Source organism: Pseudomonas sp. PSPC2-3 (assembly GCF_049898265.1).
Lineage (GTDB): Bacteria > Pseudomonadota > Gammaproteobacteria > Pseudomonadales > Pseudomonadaceae > Aquipseudomonas > Aquipseudomonas veronii.
Genome location: NZ_JAFCXJ010000004.1, coordinates 15,258 through 34,263 on the forward strand (window position 1 = coordinate 15,258; position 19,006 = coordinate 34,263).

The window sequence follows — 19,006 nt, forward strand, 5'->3', positions numbered from 1 at the left end:
CCGGGAGACGAGCATGAAGATTGCATTTATCGGCTTGGGCAACATGGGCGCGCCCATGGCCCGCAACCTGATCAAGGCCGGCCACGCGCTGAACCTGTTCGACCTGAACCAGGCGGTACTCAAGGAACTGGCCGAACTGGGCGGCAGCATCAGCGGTTCACCGCGCGATGCGGCCACCGGTGCCGAGTTGGTGATTACCATGCTGCCGGCCGCTGCCCATGTGCGCAGTGTCTGGCTGGGTGAAGACGGCGTTTTGGCCGGCATCGGCCAAGGCGTGCCGGCGGTGGATTGCAGCACCATCGACCCGCAGACCATCCGCGATGTCGCGGCGGCGGCAGCCAAGCAAGGCGTGGCCGTCGCCGATGCGCCGGTCTCCGGCGGCACTGGCGGCGCGCAAGCCGGGACGCTGACCTTCATGGTTGGCGCCAGCGCGGACTTGTTCGCCACCCTGCAACCGGTGCTGGCGCAGATGGGCCGCAACATTGTGCGTTGCGGCGAGGTCGGCACCGGCCAGATCGCCAAGATCTGCAACAACCTGCTGCTGGGCATCAGCATGGTCGGCGTCAGCGAAGCGATGGCCCTGGGCGATGCGCTGGGCATCGACACTCAGGTGCTGGCTGGCATCATCAACAGCTCCACCGGGCGCTGCTGGAGTTCCGACACGTACAATCCGTGGCCGGGCGTGATCGAAACCGCGCCGTCATCGCGGGGTTATACCGGTGGTTTCGGTGCCGACCTGATGCTCAAGGACCTGGGGCTGGCCACCGAAGCTGCGCGCCAGGCGCACCAGCCGGTGATCCTCGGCGCTGTGGCCCAGCAGTTGTATCAATCGATGAGCCAGCGCGGGGAAGGGGGCAAGGACTTCTCGGCGATCATCAACAGCTACCGCAAGCCCAAATAGACACCGCCTGTGGCGAGGGCGCTTGCTCCCTCGCCACTATTTATTGCGGTTCAGGCAAACACAAAATACTTACGCACCGTCTCGACCACTTCCCACGTTCCCTTCATCCCCGGCTCCACCACAAAAATATCTCCCGCGCGCAAATGGATCGGCTCCAGGCCTTCTGGGGTGATCACGCAGTAGCCTTCCTGGAAATGGCAGTATTCCCACTTCACGTATTCCACGTACCACTTGCCCGGTGTGCAGATCCAGGTGCCCATGATCTTGCTGCCGTCTTCGCTGGTGTAGGCGTTGAGGTTGACGGTGTGCGGGTCGCCTTCGAGCTTTTCCCATTTGCAGGCATCCAGGACCGGCAAGGGGTGGGTGTCGCGCAGTACGGTGATGGGCTTGGACATGATGACTCCGAGGCAAGTGAACGAGAGTCGAACCCTATAGCGTCGCAGGCAGGGTCAATGGTCTGAACTCGACATCGGGATGCCCAGAAGCGCAGGCGAATACCACTGCTCAGGCCAAGTGCAGTTCATGTGGGAGGGGGCTTGCCCCCGATGGCTGCGGATCAGCTAGCACATGTGTCAACTGACACACTGCCATCGGGGGCAAGCCCCCTCCCACATTAACCCTCGGTGGCAGCGTCACTGTGGCTCGGCGACACTTTCGAGCGTAGATAAGCCATTTCCTCGCATTAAGTGCGAAAGATTTCCCGCTTGTCGCAGGAATTCGCAAGAAAATTCACGGCTGGCCCTCGTATCATTCACTTCAGTCACGACCGAGAGCCTTGATATGAACCCAATAAAAACGTGGTGGGACATCAGCCCGCCCTTGAGTACGGCGACCCCGACCTGGCCGGGGGATACGCCGTTCCAGGAAGAGCGCGTGTGGCAGTTCGGCCCGGAGTGCCCGGTGAATGTCGGGCGCGTTACCTTGTCGCCGCACACCGGCGCCCATGTCGATGCGCCGCTGCATTACAGCGCGGACGGCGCGCCGATCGGCGAGGTGTCGCTGGACGTGTACATGGGCCCGTGCCGCGTGTTGCATTGCCTGGACAGCGGCGCGCTGGTGCAGCCGCAGCAGTTGCAAGGGCGTGTGGATAACTTGCCGGAACGTGTGTTGCTGCGCACTTATCCACAGGCGCCGCTGACCGAATGGGATGCGAACTTCACCGCCATCGCCCCGCAGACCATCGAGCTGCTCGCCAGCCTGGGCGTGCGCCTGATTGGTATCGACACGCCGTCCCTGGACCCGCAACAGTCCAAGACCATGGATGCCCACAACGCCGTGGCCCGCCATGGCATGGCGATACTCGAAGGCATCGTGCTCGATGACGTACCGGAGGGCGACTATGAACTGATCGCGCTGCCGCTGCGGTTTGCCCACCTCGATGCCAGCCCTGTCCGCGCAATCCTGCGCCCGCTTGTGGAGCCCGCACGATGAGCCAATGTCCCTTCTCAGAGGATTACCAGCCGCCGGAAGAATGGCATAACGCCGAGTTGAATTTTTCCGAGTCCATGAGCTACGGCGACTACCTGGACCTGGGCAAAGTCCTCAGCGCCCAGCACCCGCTGTCGCCGGACCACAACGAGATGCTCTTTATCATCCAGCACCAGACCTCCGAGCTGTGGATGAAACTGATGCTCCACGAACTCAAGGCCGCCCGCGAACACCTGCGCCTGGGCGAGTTGCCGCCGGCGTTCAAGATGCTGGCGCGGGTCTCGCGGATCTTCGATCAACTGGTACACGCCTGGGCGGTGCTGGCGACCATGACCCCGTCGGAGTACAAGGCGATTCGCCCGTTCCTCGGCCAATCGTCCGGGTTCCAGTCGTTCCAGTACCGTGAGATTGAATTCATCCTCGGCAACAAAAGCCCGGCGCTGTTGCGGCCCCACGCCCATCGCCCGCAATTGTTGCAAGAACTGCAAGTGGCGATCGCCACGCCGTCGCTGTACGACGAGGCGATCAACCTGATGGTCAAGGCCGGCCTGACGATCGACCCGCAACGCGCCGAACGCGACCCGACGGCGGCGACGGTTCACGATGCCTCCGTGGAAGCGGCGTGGCGCGAGGTCTACCGCGACCCGAGCCGTTATTGGGACCTGTACCAGTTGGCCGAAAAGTTTATCGACCTGGAAGACTCCTTCCGCCAATGGCGCTTTCGCCATGTGACCACGGTGGAACGGATCATCGGCTTCCAGCCCGGCACCGGCGGCACCGAGGGCGTGGGTTACCTGCGCAAGATGCTCGACACGGTGCTGTTCCCCGAGCTGTGGCGAGTACGTTCCACGCTCTAAACAAAAAGCCCCGGATCACCGGGGCTTTTCATTTGGAATGCAACCAAATGTGGGAGGGGGCTTGCCCCCGATAGCGGTGTGACAGCCAACACATCCACTGACTGACACACCGCCATCGGGAGCAAGCTCCCTCCCACCTAGGTTATTGCGTCACTGCCACTTTCGCGTTTTTGATCCGCAAGCGGTAGGCAATGTAGATCACCCCCACCCAAACCGGCATCGCATACACCGAATCGCGAACGCCCGGAATCGCCAGCATCACGCTGATGATCATCAGCATGAACGCCAGGCACAGGTAGTTGCTGAACGGGAACCAGAAGGTCTTGAACGACGGCACCACGCCTTGCTCGGCCATGGCCTTGCGGAACTTGATGTGGGTCAGGCTGATCAGCGCCCAGTTGATCATCAGCGAGGCGACCACCAGCGCGAACAGCAACTCCAGCGCGCTGTGCGGCGCGACGTAGTTGACCACCACGCACAGCAGCGTCACCAGCGCCGAAATCGCCAGGGCCCGCAGCGGCACGCCTTGTTTGTTGAGTTTCATCAGCGCTTTCGGCGCGTCGCCTTGCTCGGCCAGGCCGAACAGCATGCGGCTGTTGCAGTACACGCCGCTGTTGTACACCGACAGCGCCGCGGTCAGCACCACAAAGTTGAGGATGTGCGCGGCGGTGTCGTTACCGATCAGCGAGAAGATCTGCACAAACGGGCTGCCGCTGTAGGCATCGCCCGACGCGCCGAGGGTCTGCAGCAGTTGATCCCACGGGTACAGCGAGAGCAGCACGGTCAGCGCGCCGACGTAGAAAATCAGGATGCGGTACACCACCTGGTTGATCGCTTTCGGGATCACTTTACGCGGCTCGTTGGCCTCGGCGGCGGTGATGCCCACCAGCTCCAGGCCACCGAACGAGAACATGATGAACGCCATGGACATCAACAACCCCATGCCGCCATTGGGGAAGAAACCGCCGTGGCTCCACAGGTTGCTGATCGACGCTTGCGGGCCGCCGGTGCCGCTGAACAACAGGTAGCAGCCGAGCACGATCATGCCGACAATCGCCACCACCTTGATGATCGCGAACCAGAACTCGGTCTCACCGAAGAACTTCACGTTCAGGGTGTTGATCAGGTTCACCGCGACAAAGAACACCAGCGCGCTGACCCAGGTCGGAATCTCCGGCCACCAGAACTGGATGTACTTGCCCACGGCCGTCAGTTCGGCCATGCCCACCAGCACGTAGAGTACCCAGTAGTTCCAGCCCGCCAGGAAGCCCGCGTAACCGCCCCAGTACTTGTGGGCAAAGTGGCTGAACGAACCGGCCACCGGTTCCTCGACGATCATCTCGCCGAGCTGGCGCATGATCAGGAACGCGATAAAACCGGCAATCGCGTAGCCGAGGATCATCGACGGCCCCGCCGACTTGAGCACGCCGGCCGAGCCGAGGAACAGCCCCGTACCGATCGCGCCGCCCAAGGCAATCAGCTGAATATGCCGGTTCTTCAGGCCACGCTTGAGGCCTACCGGGTTAATCATGTCATCCGCCATTAACATTCCCTTCTACTTGTTTTTCTCGGGGTTGATTGCACGCCGCGCCCAACCCCTCAGAAGTGCTGAGGGGTCAGATATTACTCTGCGTGAACTTTTCGTAATACAACTGAACGCCATCAAGTGCCTGATCCACCAGCCATTGTTGGATGGATTCGACCATCGGAGGGGGCCCGCACACGTACATATCGGCCGAACTGTCCCGCCATTCGGCCAGGTCGAAATGCTCGGTGAGGTAGCCACGCTTGCCGGACCATGCGGGCGGCGGGTCGCTCAGTACTTCGGTGTAGCGAAAATCCGCGAGCGTGGACGCGTAACCCTCGATGCGCGCCGCTTCGCACAGGTCCTCGGCGCCGCGCACGCCGTAGTACAGGTGGACCGGCCGTTCGCAGGCGTTGGCCGCCAGTTCATCGAGCATGCCCAGCAACGCCGACAACCCGGTGCCGCCGGCGACCAGCACCAGCGGTCGGCTGACATGGCGCAGGTAGAACGCACCCAGCGGCGCCTCCATCAGCAGCGGATCGCCGACCTGGCAACGTTCGCGCAGGTAGTTGCTCATCACCCCGTCGGGCAGCAGGCGGATCAGAAACCGCAGCTGATTGCCCGGCCGGTTGGCGAAGGAATATGCGCGCCAGCTGTCGGTGCCCGGAACCGCCAGGCGGGCGTATTGGCCCGGCAGAAAGTCCAGCGCCTGGTCCAGCTGCACTTGCAGGATCGCGGTGCCGGTCGAGACCTGCCGCACCTCGCTCACCGTGCCGCGCACCTGCACCGGCCCCGGCGCGTTGCACAGGCTGGAATCGAAGTCGAAGTAGAACGTCGCATCCGACTTCACCCGGGTCTGGCAACTGAGCATCTTGCGCTGTTGCAGGTCGCGGCTGGAGAGGGCGTCCTCGTCCACATAGTCCTGGCTGTATTCGCCGCTCTCGCAGCGGCCCTGGCAGGTGCCGCACACGCCTTCGCGGCAATCCAGCGGAATCTTGATGCCATTGCGCAGGGCCGCATCCAGCAGGATTTCATGCGCGCCCACCGGGAAAAACAGCGTCTTGCCGTCGGCAAAACTGAAGGCCACTTTGTGATTCATCCCCAGTACTCCGTGGGTTCATGTGTGAACCCCTGTAGGAGCGAGCTTGCTCGCGAAAAACTCAAGGACGCCGCGTACATTCAGGATGCCCGCGTCATCGTTGACGTCCTTCGCGAGCAAGCTCGCTCCTACAAGGGGCGTTCGCCAGCGTTACAGGTGATAGAAATCCAGCACCGAGTTGATGGTGTCGTTGAGCAACAACGCGTGCTTGCGGGTGATCAGCCAGCTGTCGCCATGGGGCTTGAGGCGATAGGTCGCGTGGCCGTAGAACTGCTCCGACGTGGCCAGGCGATAGAACAGCGTGTGCCAGTTCAAGCGCACCTCCAGCGTGCCGTCCGCCTGCTCGGCGATACGCACGTTGTGGATCAGGTGCAAGGTGCGCGGCATCGGCGTGGCCGACGCCGCCTTGCCGGTGCGCAGGCGGAACACGCGGTCTTCCAGGCCCGAGCGGTTGGCGTAATAGATCAGCGACATTTCGCGCTTGGGGTCGCGGGTGTAGACGTGTTCGGAGTCCCATTGCGGCAGGTGGAATTCGCTCTGCGGGTCGAACAGCTGCACGTAGGCGTCCCAGTCCTGGGCGTCGCACAGCTCGGATTTGCGATAGAAAAATTGCTCGATCCGGTACTGCAATGGCGCATTCATCATTCCACCTCCCGCAGCTTCAGCGCGCGTTGGTCGAGGCCGTTGAGCAGGAACTGCTGCCAGTTGCGGTGCTGGTTGACGTACAAGCCTTCGTGGGTGAATTCGGTGCCGGTCATGGCGGGCTGGATGCCGAGGGCTTCGCTGTTCGGCGTCGGCCCGGTGGCCCAGCGGTGGCTGCCGCGTGATATATCGCTCCAACGCTCCAGGCGGCCCTGGAAACCGCGCTGGGCCTCGCGAAACTCCACCAGATCGTCCGGCGTGCCCATGCCCGAGACGTTGAAGAAGTCCTCGAACTGGCGGATGCGGTTTTCCCGGTCGGCGTCGGACTCGTGCTTCACCCCCAGGCACTGGCTGATGATCTCGGTCTTGTTCCACGCCAACGGGCGGATGATGCGCAACTGCGAGCTGATCTGGTCGAGGAAGAACAGGCTCGGGTAGATGTTCAGGTTGCGCAGGCGATGCATCATCCACTCGGCTTTTGGCTGGCCGTGTTCTGCCACCAGGCGCGGCATGATGGTGGCGTAGCCGGAGCGTACCGTGGGGTTGGGCATGTCGCTGAACAACAGGCTGTGGCCATTGTTGAAGGCGAACCAGCCGTCGTCGGTATTCGCGTCGCCGGCGCCGAGTTTGCTGTAGTCCAGCGTCGTGCCGGCCGCGGTGCCATTCGCGGTATTGACCTGCTGGCGGTGCTGCACCGTGGCCACATAGTTGTAGTGGACGGTGCTGACGTGATAACCGTCCAGGCCGTTTTCGTTCTGCAGCTTCCAGTTGCCGTCGTAGGTGTAGGCGGACTTGCCCGGCAGCACCTCCAGCTCACCGGTGGCGGACTGGGCGACCATCATGTCGAAAAACACTTTGGCGTCGCCGAGGAAGTCTTCCAGGCTGTCGGTGCCGTTCACGTCCAGGCTGATGAACACAAAGCCTTTGTAGCTGTCGATGCGCGCCTTTTTCAGGCCGCGCGTGGCCTTGTCGAAACCTTCCGGGTATTCCCCCGGCGCCTTGACCTTCACCAGCCGGCCGTCGCTCTTGTAGCACCAGGCGTGGAACGGGCAGGTGAAGGTCGACTGGTTGCCCTTGCCGACGCGGGTGAGGGTGGTGCCGCGATGTTGGCAGGCGTTGACCAGCGCGTTGAGCTGGCCGTCGCCGTCGCGGGTGATGATCATCGGCTGGCGCCCGGCGCGCATCGTCACGAAATCGTGGTTGTTCGCCAGTTCGCTTTCGTGGCAGGCGTAGATCCAGTTCTTCTCGAAGATCAGTTCCATCTCCAGGTCGAACAATTGCGGCTCGGTGAACATGTCGCGGGCGATGCGGAACACTTCATCGGCGGGGCGGAAATCCAGGCAGCTGTCGATGAAGCTTTTCCATTGCTCGACGCTTCTTGCACCACTCATGGGACGCACCTTTTGATAATGGCTGAACGGGTCAGCCATTAAGCGACTGCGCCGAGACGGCAAGCTATCCGCTTAATGGGCGAAGGCGGGCCGGATAGTTGGGCATGAAATACCCACGCCGGTGCAGGGCGGTGACGCGATGCGCTACTGTCATGCAGGGCGGTGCGCGCAGAAGTCGGTGGTTTATCCACATAGTCGAGCGTTGTTATCCACCCAGCAGTGAGACTGCCGCCGTGGCGCAGAACTTGCTGTCGATCTGTCACGACGCGCCGCCAGAGCGCGCAACCGCCTAACCGCCGTGGGTGCAGCCTGATGAGTAGCCATACACGCGATATCCGTATCGAACGCTTCGACCTGGAGGGCGCCCGCAGCTGGATGTCCGGCATCTGCGGGCCGCACCGCCTGGCGACGGCCACGCCCGAACGCCTGCGTTTCCATCACAGCGCCAACGTGTTCAAGTCCCGCGCCACCACCTTGGGCGTGATCGAATACGGCACCGACGTGACCATCGACATCGAGGACGCCGAACACTTCAGCAGCTACAGCCTGAGCCTGCCTCTGGTGGGCGAGCAGGAGTTGAGCAAGAACGGCGAGCGCTTGAGTTCCAACCGCGATCAAGGCGTGATCATCTCGCCCAACGAGCACCAGGTGCTGGCGATTTCCGGCGATTGCCGCAAGTTGCAGGTGGTGATTACGCGGGCGGCGATGAGCGAGTCGCTGGAAGGCTTGCTGCAACGGCCGATCGAGGCGCCGCTGCGTTTCGAACCGGTGATGGACGCGGTGGACGGCGCCCCGGCCTCGTGGTGGCGCATGGCGCGTTATTTCATCGCAGAGCTTGCGCGCAGCAGCGAGTTGTACGAGCAGGCGGCGTTTACCCGCGACCTGGAAAGCTCGTTGATCAAGGGCCTGATCCTTGCCCAGCCGAATAATTATTCAGAGGAATTGCGCGACGTGCTTGGCGTGAAGCTGCCGCACTACTTGATCCGCGCCCGCCAGCACATTCACGACAACGCCCGCGAAGCGGTGCATCTGGAAGACCTGGAAGCCGCCGCCGGGGTCTCGCGGTTCAAGCTGTTCGATGCGTTTCGCAAATACTTCGCGCTGTCGCCGATGGCTTACCTGAAAAAGTATCGGCTGGGGGCGGTGCGCCAGGAGATCCTCGAACACGGCTCCACCCGCACCATCTCCGAGATTGCCCTGGGCTGGGGCTTCACCCACCTGGGGCGGTTCTCGGCGGAGTATCGCAAGCTGTTCGATGAGTCGCCGAGCCAAACTTTGCAGCGCAAGCGCCTGCGCACTGTCTAAAAAACACCGCAGATCAAATGTAGGAGGGGGCTTGCCCCCGATGGCGGTGTGTCAGTCAGTAGATGTGTGGGCTGTCACACCGCTATCGGGGGCAAGCCCCCTCCCACATTAGATTTGCAGTGCCTGGGAGATTTCAGATCAGTTCTTCAACCAACTGCAAACAATGATTCAGCCCCGGCGACTGATCATTCACCCGCTGGCTGAGAATAATCGGCGAGGTCGCGGTGGCTTCCACCACCGGCGTGTAGCCGATGTCCGCGCGATGCAGCACCTGCACCGACGCCGGCACCAGCGTCACGCCCATGCCCGCGCCGACCAGGCCGATGGCGGTCTGCAACTCGTTGGTCCACTGCGCCACCTTGAGGCTCAATCCGTGGGCGTCGAACAGCGCGATCACATGGTCGGCATAACTGGGCCGCGGGTTGCCGGGGTACAGCACAAACGGCTCGGCGGCCAATTGGGCGAGGGTGGCGGGCGCGCCCAGCAAGGCGTGGCCGGCGGGCAACACCGCAACCAGACGGTCCTCGACCAGCACCCGCTGGACGATGGCCGGGTCATCGATGCGAATCCGCCCGAAGCCCACGTCGATCCGCCCGGCCTTGAGCGCTTCAACCTGCTGCAGGGTGGTCATTTCCGACAGCCCCAGTTCCAGTTCCAGCGCGTCGTGGTTGCGCAGCCGCCGAATCAGCTCGGGCAGCACGCCATACAAGGTCGACGGCGCAAAGCCGATGCCCAGCCAGGTCTTCTCGCCCTGGCCGATACGCCGGGTGGTGTCGCAGACTTTGCCCAACTGCTCCAGCAGCACAGTGGCGTGTTCATAGAAAAACCGCCCGGCCTCGGTCAGCCGCAGCGGTCGGCCGCGCTCGAGCAGTATCACGCCCAATTCATCCTCCAATTGCTGGATCTGCCGGCTCAACGGCGGCTGGGCGATGTGCAGGCGTTCGGCGGCGCGGGTGAAGTTGAGGGTTTCGCCCAGCACCTGGAAATAGCGCAGATGTCGCAGTTCCATGACAGCTCCTTTGATACCTTGAAGGTATTGTGCGAGACCAATTCTATATTGGAAGCCACGAAAAATGCGGCACAGAATCGGCTCAAATCTATAAAGAACCCAACGGGTATAGCCATGCCGATTTGTGCCATCGAGTCGATCGAAACCATCATCGTCGACCTCCCCACTATCCGCCCGCACAAGCTGGCGATGCACACGATGCAGAACCAGACCCTGGTGATCGTCCGCCTGCGTTGCGCCGACGGCATCGAAGGCCTCGGCGAAGCCACCACCATCGGCGGCCTGAGCTACGGCAACGAAAGCCCCGACAGCATCAAGATCAACATCGACCGCCACTTCGCCCCGCTGCTGATCGGCCAGGACGCGAACAACATCAATGCCGCCATGTTGCGCCTGGCGCGCAGCATTCGCGGCAACACCTTCGCCAAGTCCGCCATCGAAAGCGCGTTGCTCGATGCGCTGGGCAAACGCCTGCACCTGCCGGTCAGCGAACTGCTCGGCGGCCGCGTGCGCGATGCGTTGCCGGTGGCCTGGACCCTGGCCAGCGGCAACACCGAGCAGGACATTGCCGAAGCCGAGAAGATGCTCGACCTGCGCCGTCACCGCGTCTTCAAATTGAAGATCGGCGCCGGTGAGGTCAGTGCCGACCTGGCCCATGTGATAGCGATCAAAAAAGCCCTGGGCGAGCGCGCCAGCGTGCGCGTCGATGTCAACCAGGCCTGGGATGAAGCCGTTGCCCTGCGCGCCTGCAAGGTGCTCGGCGACAACGCTATCGACCTGATCGAACAGCCGATCTCGCGCAACAACCGCGCTGGCATGGCCCGGCTTCAGCTGTCGAGCCCGGCGCCGATCATGGCCGACGAATCCATCGAATGTGTCGAGGACGCCTTCAACCTGGCCCGCGAAGGCGCGGCTTCGGTGTTCGCCCTCAAGATCGCCAAGAACGGTGGCCCGCGCGCGGTGTTGCGCACGGCCGCGATTGCCGAAGCGGCCGGGATCGGCCTATACGGCGGCACCATGCTCGAAGGCGGCCTCGGCACCCTGGCCTCGGCCCATGCGTTTCTCACCCTGGACACACTGGCGTGGGGCACCGAGCTGTTCGGCCCGCTGCTGCTCACCGAAGACATCCTCACCGAGCCGCTGGTGTACCGCGATTTCCAGCTGCATGTCAGCACCGCACCGGGCCTGGGCCTGGCCATCGATGAAGAGCGCCTGGCGTTCTTCCGTCGTGACAACCACTAAGAGGCGCCTGCCATGTTGTTCCACGTAAAAATGAGCGTACACCTGCCCGTCGACATGAACCCCGAACGTGCCGCCAGCCTCAAGGCCGACGAAAAAGCCCTGGCGCAGCGCCTGCAGCAAGAGGGCAAATGGCGCCATCTGTGGCGCATCGCCGGGCTCTACGCCAACTACAGCGTGTTCGATGTCGACAGCGTGCAGGAACTGCACGACCTGCTGATGCAACTGCCGCTTTATCCCTACATGGCCATCGAAGTGAATGCGCTGTGCCGGCACCCGTCGTCGATCCACGCGGACGACCGCTGAGCCTGTTTTATCCCCAATAATTACAAGATGAGGATTGCACCATGTCCATCCGACTGTCCCAGACTGCCCATGCCCAACAGTTTCTCGAAGAAGCCAGCGGCCACCGCAGCGAAAGCGGCAACCCGCGCACCAAGACGCTGATCTACCGGATCCTGCGGGACACGGTGAACATCATCGAAGACCTGGAAGTCACCCCCGAAGAGTTCTGGGCGGCGGTCAACTACCTCAACGAATTGGGTCAACACCAGGAAGCCGGTTTGCTCGCCGCCGGGCTTGGCCTGGAGCATTACCTGGACCTGTTGATGGACGCCGCCGACGAAGAAACCGGCAAAACCGGCGGCACCCCGCGCACCATCGAAGGCCCGCTGTATGTGGCGGGGGCGCCGCTGTCGAAATACGAAGCGCGCCTGGACGACGGCCAGGACCCGGGCGTGCCGCTGTTCATGCGCGGCCAGGTACGGGACACGCAGGGCAAACCGTTGGCCGGGGCGATTGTCGATGTGTGGCAGGCCAATACCGGCGGCACTTACTCCTGGTTCGACACCGCGCAGTCGGAATTCAACCTGCGCCGCCGCATCGAGACCGATGCCCACGGCAACTTCCGTTTTCGCAGCATCGTGCCGTCGGGTTATGGCTGCCCGCCGACCGGGCCGACCCAGCAGTTGCTCGATCAACTGGGACGCCACGGGCAGCGGCCGGCGCATATTCACTTCTTCATCTCGGCGCCGGGGCATCGGCACCTGACCACGCAGATCAACCTGTCGGACGACCCGTACCTGCACGATGATTTTGCCTACGCGACACGGGATGAATTGATTGCCGAAATTCGCTTCAGCGACGATCAGCACCTGGCGCGGGAACTGGGTGTGGAAGGGCGTTTTGCGCAGATCGATTTTGACTTCGAGGTGCAGCTTGCCGATGCGCCGCTGGAGCAAAAGCGCATGCAGCGCGTGCGTGCATTGGAAGATTGATCAACGCGGTCAAAAAATGTGGGAGGGAGCTTGCTCCCGATAGCGGCGGATCAGTAAGCATTTAAGTGACTGACACACGGCTATCGGGGGCAAGCCACCCTCCCACATTGTTTTGTGGTGTGGCTGACTATTTGCGCAGCACCAGGTCCAACACTTCATCGCGATCCTTGATCTTCTGCAACACGATCTCCGAACGGATATCCATCACCCCCGCCGTGCGGTTCAGGTGGTTCACGATAAAGTCCGAAAAGTGCTTGAGGTTGCGCGCCTGCACCCGCAGCACGTAGTTGCTGGCGCCGGTGATCACGTAGGCGCTGGCCACTTCCGGCCAGCCTTGCACCTTCTGGATAAACGTCTCGTGCCAGTCCTCCACGTCCTGGCGCACCGATAGGTGGACGATGGCCTCGAGTTCGATCCCCAACCGCTCGGCATTCAACACCGCCCGATAGCCGCTGATGATGCCTTCGCTTTCCAACAGGCGCAGACGGCGCAGGCAGGCGGAGGGCGACAGCGCGACTTTTTCCGCGAGTTCCTGGTTGCTGATACGGCCGTCCTGTTGCAGGAAATGCAGGAGGCGCAGGTCGGTGGCGTCGAGAATCATGCTTAGAATAAATCCGCGTGTTTTCGGTTGAACTTCGAATTTCCTACAGCTTAATTAGCCTGTTGCCCACAACTTTGCACGAAAATTCTCTAAAACTTCGCTCATTATTTACGGCATCTTCACTTATAAAAACCAGGACAGCCCATGATCACTCGAAGCCATTGCCAAGCCCTTGACGACCAGGACCGGTTGGCGCCGCTGCGTCACCAGTTCGCCTTGCCGCAGGGGGTGATCTACCTCGACGGCAACTCCCTCGGCGCACGTCCGGTGGCCGCGCTTGCGCGGGCGCAGCAGGTGATCGCCGAGGAGTGGGGCAATGGCTTGATTCGCAGCTGGAACAGCGCGGGTTGGGCGGACTTGTCCCAGCGCCTGGGCAATCGCCTGGCACCGTTGATCGGCGCGGGGGAGGGCGAAGTGGTGATCACCGATACCACTTCCATCAACCTGTTCAAGGTGCTCAGCGCCGCCTTGAGCGTGCAGCGCCAACGCGCGCCGCAGCGCAAGGTGATCGTCAGCGAAGCGAGCAACTTCCCCACCGACCTGTACATCGCCGAAGGCCTCGCCGAACTGCTGCAACAGGGCTATTCGCTGCGCCTGGTCAACAGCCCGGACGAACTGCCCCAGGCCATCGACCCGGACGTGGCGGTGGTGATGCTCACCCACGTCAACTACAAGACCGGCTACATGTACGACATGCACGCGCTCACCACGTTGAGCCACGAGTGCGGCGCGCTGAGCCTCTGGGACCTGGCGCATTCGGCAGGTGCGGTGCCCATCGACCTGCATCGGGCCGGCGCCGATTATGCGATCGGTTGCACCTACAAATACCTCAATGGCGGCCCTGGTTCCCAGGCGTTCGTGTGGGTCAACCCGGCGCTGGTGGACGTGGTGCGCCAGCCGTTGTCGGGCTGGTTCGGGCATACCCGGCAGTTCGCCATGGAGACGCGTTATGCACCGAGTGCCGGCATCGCCCGTTACCTGTGCGGCACCCAGCCGATCACCTCGCTGGCCATGGTGGAGTGCGGCCTGGAGATTTTCGAACAGACCGACATGGCCAGCCTGCGCAGTAAATCCCTGGCCTTGACCGACCTGTTTATCGCATTGGTCGAAGCCCGCTGCGCCGCCCATGGCCTGGTGTTGATCACCCCGCGCGAGCACGCCAGACGCGGCAGCCATGTGAGTTTTGAACACCCTGAAGGTTATGCGGTGATCCAGGCACTGATTGCCCGTGGAGTGATTGGCGACTACCGCGAGCCGCGCATCATGCGTTTTGGTTTTACGCCGCTGTACACCTGCTTTACCGAAGTGTGGGACGCCGTGGAAATCCTCGGTGAGATCCTCGACAACCGCACCTGGGACCAGGCGCAATTCAAGGTCCGTAACAGCGTCACTTGAATAAACACAGACAACAATGGGGGGAGGGAGCTTGCTCCCGATAGCGCTGTATCAGCGTGTGAATCCGGCGACCGACACACCGCCATCGGGGGCAAGCCCCCTCCCACATGGGGTCTGCGGTGTTCATCCACTGAGTGCCTGACGCAGGCTCAATGTGGGAGGGGGCTTGCCCCCGATGGCGGCGGATCAGTCACCGAGGTATCGACTGAAAGACTGCTATATGGGGTCTGCAGTGTTCATCCACTGAGTGCCTGACGCAGGCTCAATGTGGGAGGGGGCTTGCCCCCGATGGCGGCGGATCAGTCACCTAGGTATCAACTGAAAGACTGCTATCACCAGCAAGCCCCCTCCCACAGGGGATCTGCGGCAACAGACAAATCGTGCAATCACAACAATAAGGGGCACACCACGTGACCACGCCAAACGACGGCTTTGCAGAAATCACCCACCGCGAACTGGGCCTGAGGCGCCAGCTCACTTCCGGCCAGATGAGCATGATCGCCATCGGTGGCGCCATCGGCACCGGGCTGTTCATGGGCAGCGCCTATGCCATCGGTTATGCCGGGCCCAGCGTGCTGCTGAGTTACGCCATTGGAGCGTTGATCACCTTGCTGCTGATGGGCTGCCTGGCGGAGATGACGGTGGCCCATTCCACCTCCGGCTCCTTCGGGGCCTACGCCGAGTTCTACATTAGCCCGCTGGCCGGGTTCCTGGTGCGCTACGCCTATTGGGCGGCGATTGTGCTGGCGGTGGGCGCCGAGGTCACGGCGGTGGCGATGTACATGAAGTACTGGTTCGCCAACGTGCCGGAGTGGGTGTGGATCGTGTCGTTCTCCAGCGTGCTGATCCTGCTCAATGCCATCAGCGTGAAAACCTTCGGCAACTTCGAATACTGGTTTTCGACGATCAAGATCAGCGCCATCGTCGGTTTCATCCTCCTCGCGGTGTACGTGGTGTTCGGCTCCGGCAACCCGCAGTACGGGGTGCAGAACTACACGGCCCACGACGGCTTTTTCCCGCATGGCTTGAGCGGTATGTGGATCGCAGTGATCGTCTCGATCTTCAGCTACTTGAGCGTAGAGATGATCGCCGTCGCCGCCGGTGAAGCGGCCGACCCGGAGCAGGCGGTGAAGAAAGCCTTTCGCGCGACCATCGTGCGCCTGGTGGTGTTTTACCTGCTGACCCTGGCGCTGATGCTGGCCATCGTGCCGTGGAACCAGGCCGGGCAGACGCAGAGCCCGTTCGTCACAGTGATGCAGACCCTCGGCATTCCCGGCGCCACCGGGGTGATGAATTTCGTGATCCTGATCGCGGCGCTGTCAGCGATGAACAGCCAGCTCTACATCACCACACGCATGATGTTCAGCCTGTCCCGCGCCGGCTTTGCGCCCGCGTCCATGGGTGCGTTGAGCAAGAGCGGCATCCCGCTGAACGCCTTGTTGCTGTCCAGCTCGGGCATCGGCCTGGCGACCTTGCTTAACGTGGTCTACCCGGAAAGCTCGTTCACGCTGATGATGGCGATCTCGATGTTCGGCGCGATCTTCACCTGGTTCATGATCTTCCTGACGCACCTGTTCTTCCGCCGTTATCGCAAGCGTCATGGTGGGGCGAAGTTGTCGTTCCAGCTGCGCCTGTTTCCCTACAGCACGCTGCTGGGCCTGGTGCTGATGGGCGCGGTGATGATCACTACGTATTTCACCGATGCGTTCAAGATGACCTTGGTGTTCGGCGTGCCGTTCCTGCTGATTCTGTCGGCGGTGTATTACGGGTTTTTCCGCAAGGGCAGGGCCAAGGCGTCGAGCAAGGCCTTGGCATAACCCGGCAGGTGTTCGAACGAGCGCGCGCATAACAGCAGCGTTCGACAGGCCCAAGCTTCTCGCAACGGCTGGGCCTTGACGCGCTGCGCCCACGGCCAGCGCGCCAGCGCCGCCTGGGGCACGATCCCCAGGCCCGCACCGCGTGCGACCATGCGCAGCACGCCGTCAAAACCCTCGGCGCGGATCCGCGTGTGCAAGCGAAACCCCGCGTGCAACGCCTGTTCTTCCAGGTACACCGCCAGCGCGCTGTGGGCGGCCAGGCCCACATAGTCGTAATGCAGACTGTCGATAAAACTCACCGTACTTGCCGCCAACGGATGCTCCAGCGGCATGACCAGCACCAGCGGATCGTCGCGAAACGCCAGGGTCTGCAAGCCGTGGGTGTCCACCGCGTCGGAGATGATCCCGAGGTCTGCGGTGCCCTGGCGCAAGGCCTGGGTGATGCGCAGGCTGGGCAGTTCCTGCAGGTCGATGTCCAGGTTGGGGTGGTCGCGCAGGAAATCCGCCAGCAGTTCCGGCAGGTATTCGCTGAGGGCGGTGGTGTTGCACAGCAGGCGCACCTGGCCTTTGACGCCGTTGGCGTATTCCGCCAGGTCCTGTTGCAGGTGCTCGGCCTGTTGCAGCAACAGCCGGGCATGACGCGCCAAGGCCTGGCCCGCAGCCGTCGGCGTGACGCCACGGCGGCCGCGTTCAAGGCATTCAACCCCGAGCGCAGCTTCCATCGCGCGGATGCGCGCGCTGGCGGCGGCCAGGGACAAGTGGCTGCGGCCAGCGCCGGCGGTGATGTTGCCGGCATCGAGGACGTGCAGGTAGAGGCGCAGGTCGATCAGGTCAAAGTGCATGGCTGGAAGATTTCCTTTCGCTGGACTGGCGCTATCGCGAGCAAGCCCGCTCCCACACTTGGAATGCATTTCAACAGTGGGAGGGGGCTTGCCCGCGATGGCGGCATCAGCCTCATGCAAAACAAGAGGCTGCCTCAGTATATGGTGAATTTTCGCGCCCAGCGAAAAGCCCCACACTCGGCCGATGACAACCTTCCTCGCGTTCTACCAAAACCTCGGCCCCGCCCTGACCCTGCTGGTGATCGGCACCTTCCTGCTGGCCGGCACCGTCAAAGGTGTGATCGGCCTGGGCCTGCCCACCGTCGCCATGGGCTTGCTCGGCCTGGCTATGTTGCCGGCGCAGGCTGCGGCGTTGCTGATCATCCCTTCGACGGTGACCAACCTTTGGCAACTGGCCTTCGGCGGCCACTTGAGCGTGTTGCTCAAGCGCTTGTGGCCGCTGTTGCTGTTGATTGTCCTCGGCACCGGGTTGGGCACGCTGTGGCTGGGAATGGGCAGTGGCGCCGGGGTGGTGCGCGCGTTGGGCGCGGCCTTGCTGGTGTATGCGTTGAGTGGGCTGTTCCTGCCCGCATTCAAGGTGACGCCCGCGACCGAGCGTTGGTTGGCGCCGGTGTGTGGGCTGGTCACCGGCCTGATCACCGCGGCCACCGGCGTCTTCGTGATTCCGGCGGTGCCGTATCTGCAAGCGCTGGGGTTGAATCGCGATCAGTTGGTGCAGGCGTTGGGGCTGTCGTTCAGCGTGTCGACACTGGCGCTGGCGGCCGGGTTGGCCTGGAGCGGCAGCCTCGGCGGCGGCGAGATCAATGCCTCGTTGTTGGCGCTGGCGCCGGCCTTGTTGGGCATGTGGCTGGGGCAGGCGTTGCGCCAACGGATCAGTGCCGTGTTGTTCAAGCGGGTGTTTTTTATCGGCATGGCGCTGTTGGGCGCGCATCTGTTGATCAGTGGATAAAGGCAACAATAGAGTTTGATTCGTGACTTTTAGTCAAATGTATTTTGCCGCGCCAAGGCTTATTCCGCGCAAGGCACATCGATACCCTGCCTTCAGACATTTTTAATCTCAAGGCGCTCCCTCCATGAAAAAAGTCCTGCTGCTCAACGGCGGTAAAAAATTCGCCCACTCCGACGGTCGCTACAACAGCACCCTGCATGACGCCGCCGTGGCTGTGCTCGACCGTGGCGGTATCGACGTCAAGGTCACGCATATCGATGAAGGCTACGACGTCGCCGAAGAAGTCGCCAAATTCCTCTGGGCCGACGTGATCATCTACCAGATGCCCGGCTGGTGGATGGGCGCGCCGTGGATCGTGAAGAAGTACATCGACGAAGTCTTCACCGAAGGCCACGGCAGCCTCTACGCCAGCGATGGCCGTACCCGTTCCGACGCCTCGCAGAAATACGGCAGCGGCGGCCTGATCCACGGCAAGCAATACATGTTGTCGCTGACCTGGAACGCCCCGCAGCAAGCCTTCGACGACCCGAGCGATTTCTTTGAAGGCAAAGGCGTGGACGCGGTGTACTTCGCGTTTCACAAGGCCAATGAGTTCCTCGGCATGACGGCCTTGCCGACGTTCCTCTGCGTGGACGTCATGAAGCGCCCGGCCATCGACGCCGATGTGGCGCGCTACGAGCAGCATCTGGCGCAGGTGTTCGACCTCTCGGTGTAAGCTGCGCTGAACCG

At 62.4% G+C, this 19,006-nt stretch carries 19 protein-coding genes; 11 read left to right on the plus strand and 8 right to left on the minus strand.

The genetic code is table 11. The features are described 5' to 3' along the window. Positions 1-13 precede the first annotated feature (13 nt). Positions 14-901, plus strand: a complete 888-nt coding sequence (gene mmsB, locus ACP7E3_RS09960; RefSeq protein WP_046382068.1) for a 3-hydroxyisobutyrate dehydrogenase — start codon at positions 14-16, stop codon at positions 899-901. Between the two features lie 50 nt (positions 902-951). Here the strand turns inward: mmsB and ACP7E3_RS09965 are convergent, their stop codons facing one another. Further along, complete coding sequence (locus ACP7E3_RS09965) at positions 952-1,296, minus strand: cupin domain-containing protein (protein ID WP_010566207.1); 345 nt, start codon at positions 1,294-1,296, stop codon at positions 952-954. A gap of 385 nt (positions 1,297-1,681) precedes the next feature. Between ACP7E3_RS09965 and kynB the strand changes: the two genes are divergently transcribed. Both kynB and kynA read left to right on the plus strand, forming a co-directional pair. After that, positions 1,682-2,332 (plus strand): arylformamidase, encoded by a 651-nt coding sequence (gene kynB / locus ACP7E3_RS09970; RefSeq protein ID WP_046382069.1) that lies wholly within the window; start codon positions 1,682-1,684, stop codon positions 2,330-2,332. Further along, positions 2,329-3,186 (plus strand): tryptophan 2,3-dioxygenase, encoded by an 858-nt coding sequence (kynA, locus tag ACP7E3_RS09975; RefSeq protein ID WP_046488227.1) that lies wholly within the window; start codon positions 2,329-2,331, stop codon positions 3,184-3,186. Before kynB ends, kynA begins: the two co-directional genes overlap by 4 nt. A gap of 142 nt (positions 3,187-3,328) precedes the next feature. Here kynA and ACP7E3_RS09980 read toward each other — a convergent pair whose 3' ends face one another. From ACP7E3_RS09980 to antA, 4 genes are all read right to left on the minus strand, one after another. Further along, entirely contained in the window at positions 3,329-4,729 is a 1,401-nt protein-coding gene (locus tag ACP7E3_RS09980; protein ID WP_426123009.1) for an amino acid permease, read from the minus strand. Between the two features lie 73 nt (positions 4,730-4,802). Beyond that, a complete protein-coding gene (antC, locus tag ACP7E3_RS09985; protein WP_046488223.1) occupies positions 4,803-5,810 on the minus strand; it encodes an anthranilate 1,2-dioxygenase electron transfer component AntC in 1,008 nt (335 codons plus the stop codon). Positions 5,811-5,960: 150 nt separating this feature from the next. Beyond that, the gene (gene antB, locus ACP7E3_RS09990; RefSeq protein ID WP_017849473.1) at positions 5,961-6,452 is read right to left on the minus strand and encodes an anthranilate 1,2-dioxygenase small subunit; all 492 of its coding nucleotides are present in this window, start codon (positions 6,450-6,452) and stop codon (positions 5,961-5,963) included. Continuing rightward, on the minus strand, positions 6,452-7,843 hold the full coding sequence (gene antA / locus ACP7E3_RS09995) for an anthranilate 1,2-dioxygenase large subunit (protein ID WP_046382073.1): 1,392 nt from the start codon (positions 7,841-7,843) through the stop codon (positions 6,452-6,454). The genes antB and antA overlap by 1 nt, the downstream gene beginning before the upstream one ends. Before the next feature lie 312 nt (positions 7,844-8,155). Between antA and ACP7E3_RS10000 the strand changes: the two genes are divergently transcribed. Continuing rightward, positions 8,156-9,148, plus strand: coding sequence for an AraC family transcriptional regulator (locus ACP7E3_RS10000; RefSeq protein ID WP_046382074.1), 993 nt, complete (start codon positions 8,156-8,158; stop codon positions 9,146-9,148). 133 nt (positions 9,149-9,281) lie between these two features. Here ACP7E3_RS10000 and ACP7E3_RS10005 read toward each other — a convergent pair whose 3' ends face one another. Continuing rightward, entirely contained in the window at positions 9,282-10,157 is an 876-nt protein-coding gene (locus ACP7E3_RS10005) for a LysR family transcriptional regulator (protein WP_411220591.1), read from the minus strand. 114 nt (positions 10,158-10,271) lie between these two features. Between ACP7E3_RS10005 and ACP7E3_RS10010 the strand changes: the two genes are divergently transcribed. From ACP7E3_RS10010 to catA, 3 genes are read left to right on the plus strand one after another with little or no spacing between them, the layout of a single operon-like run. Continuing rightward, positions 10,272-11,399 (plus strand): muconate cycloisomerase family protein, encoded by a 1,128-nt coding sequence (locus ACP7E3_RS10010; protein ID WP_102618620.1) that lies wholly within the window; start codon positions 10,272-10,274, stop codon positions 11,397-11,399. Positions 11,400-11,411: 12 nt separating this feature from the next. Further along, positions 11,412-11,702 (plus strand): muconolactone Delta-isomerase, encoded by a 291-nt coding sequence (gene catC / locus ACP7E3_RS10015; protein WP_017849468.1) that lies wholly within the window; start codon positions 11,412-11,414, stop codon positions 11,700-11,702. A gap of 41 nt (positions 11,703-11,743) precedes the next feature. Next, positions 11,744-12,673 carry a catechol 1,2-dioxygenase gene (gene catA, locus ACP7E3_RS10020; RefSeq protein ID WP_201021536.1) on the plus strand — a complete coding sequence of 310 codons (930 nt, stop codon included), beginning with the start codon at positions 11,744-11,746 and terminating at the stop codon, positions 12,671-12,673. Positions 12,674-12,800: 127 nt separating this feature from the next. Here the strand turns inward: catA and ACP7E3_RS10025 are convergent, their stop codons facing one another. Next, a complete protein-coding gene (locus tag ACP7E3_RS10025) occupies positions 12,801-13,274 on the minus strand; it encodes an Lrp/AsnC family transcriptional regulator (RefSeq protein ID WP_017849466.1) in 474 nt (157 codons plus the stop codon). A gap of 144 nt (positions 13,275-13,418) precedes the next feature. Here ACP7E3_RS10025 and kynU point away from each other — a divergent pair, with 144 nt between their 5' ends. Both kynU and ACP7E3_RS10035 read left to right on the plus strand, forming a co-directional pair. Then, complete coding sequence (kynU, locus tag ACP7E3_RS10030; RefSeq protein ID WP_017849465.1) at positions 13,419-14,669, plus strand: kynureninase; 1,251 nt, start codon at positions 13,419-13,421, stop codon at positions 14,667-14,669. A gap of 410 nt (positions 14,670-15,079) precedes the next feature. Next, positions 15,080-16,486 (plus strand): amino acid permease, encoded by a 1,407-nt coding sequence (locus ACP7E3_RS10035; RefSeq protein ID WP_426123015.1) that lies wholly within the window; start codon positions 15,080-15,082, stop codon positions 16,484-16,486. On the opposite strand, the gene ACP7E3_RS10040 is transcribed toward ACP7E3_RS10035, so the two are convergent. Further along, positions 16,432-17,328, minus strand: coding sequence for a LysR substrate-binding domain-containing protein (locus ACP7E3_RS10040; RefSeq protein WP_426123017.1), 897 nt, complete (start codon positions 17,326-17,328; stop codon positions 16,432-16,434). The genes ACP7E3_RS10035 and ACP7E3_RS10040 overlap by 55 nt on opposite strands. Positions 17,329-17,512: 184 nt before the next feature. Between ACP7E3_RS10040 and ACP7E3_RS10045 the strand changes: the two genes are divergently transcribed. Beyond that, entirely contained in the window at positions 17,513-18,277 is a 765-nt protein-coding gene (locus ACP7E3_RS10045) for a sulfite exporter TauE/SafE family protein (protein WP_169881793.1), read from the plus strand. 124 nt (positions 18,278-18,401) lie between these two features. Further along, complete coding sequence (locus ACP7E3_RS10050; RefSeq protein WP_046382082.1) at positions 18,402-18,992, plus strand: NAD(P)H-dependent oxidoreductase; 591 nt, start codon at positions 18,402-18,404, stop codon at positions 18,990-18,992. Positions 18,993-19,006 lie beyond the last annotated feature (14 nt).

Bases quoted from the DNA above. Each gene is read 5' to 3' on its own strand.
- ACP7E3_RS09965 (WP_010566207.1), bottom strand. From the start codon at position 1,296: ATGTCCAAGCCCATCACCGTACTGCGCGACACCCACCCCTTGCCGGTC.
- antB (WP_017849473.1), bottom strand. From the start codon at position 6,452: ATGAATGCGCCATTGCAGTACCGGATCGAGCAATTTTTCTATCGCAAA.
- kynB (WP_046382069.1), top strand. From the start codon at position 1,682: ATGAACCCAATAAAAACGTGGTGGGACATCAGCCCGCCCTTGAGTACG.
- ACP7E3_RS10050 (WP_046382082.1), top strand. From the start codon at position 18,402: ATGAAAAAAGTCCTGCTGCTCAACGGCGGTAAAAAATTCGCCCACTCC.
- antA (WP_046382073.1), bottom strand. From the start codon at position 7,843: ATGAGTGGTGCAAGAAGCGTCGAGCAATGGAAAAGCTTCATCGACAGC.
- kynU (WP_017849465.1), top strand. From the start codon at position 13,419: ATGATCACTCGAAGCCATTGCCAAGCCCTTGACGACCAGGACCGGTTG.
- catC (WP_017849468.1), top strand. From the start codon at position 11,412: ATGTTGTTCCACGTAAAAATGAGCGTACACCTGCCCGTCGACATGAAC.
- ACP7E3_RS10045 (WP_169881793.1), top strand. From the start codon at position 17,513: ATGACAACCTTCCTCGCGTTCTACCAAAACCTCGGCCCCGCCCTGACC.
- ACP7E3_RS10005 (WP_411220591.1), bottom strand. From the start codon at position 10,157: ATGGAACTGCGACATCTGCGCTATTTCCAGGTGCTGGGCGAAACCCTC.
- ACP7E3_RS10040 (WP_426123017.1), bottom strand. From the start codon at position 17,328: ATGCACTTTGACCTGATCGACCTGCGCCTCTACCTGCACGTCCTCGAT.
- ACP7E3_RS10025 (WP_017849466.1), bottom strand. From the start codon at position 13,274: ATGATTCTCGACGCCACCGACCTGCGCCTCCTGCATTTCCTGCAACAG.
- antC (WP_046488223.1), bottom strand. From the start codon at position 5,810: ATGAATCACAAAGTGGCCTTCAGTTTTGCCGACGGCAAGACGCTGTTT.
- catA (WP_201021536.1), top strand. From the start codon at position 11,744: ATGTCCATCCGACTGTCCCAGACTGCCCATGCCCAACAGTTTCTCGAA.
- ACP7E3_RS09980 (WP_426123009.1), bottom strand. From the start codon at position 4,729: ATGGCGGATGACATGATTAACCCGGTAGGCCTCAAGCGTGGCCTGAAG.
- mmsB (WP_046382068.1), top strand. From the start codon at position 14: ATGAAGATTGCATTTATCGGCTTGGGCAACATGGGCGCGCCCATGGCC.
- ACP7E3_RS10000 (WP_046382074.1), top strand. From the start codon at position 8,156: ATGAGTAGCCATACACGCGATATCCGTATCGAACGCTTCGACCTGGAG.
- kynA (WP_046488227.1), top strand. From the start codon at position 2,329: ATGAGCCAATGTCCCTTCTCAGAGGATTACCAGCCGCCGGAAGAATGG.
- ACP7E3_RS10010 (WP_102618620.1), top strand. From the start codon at position 10,272: ATGCCGATTTGTGCCATCGAGTCGATCGAAACCATCATCGTCGACCTC.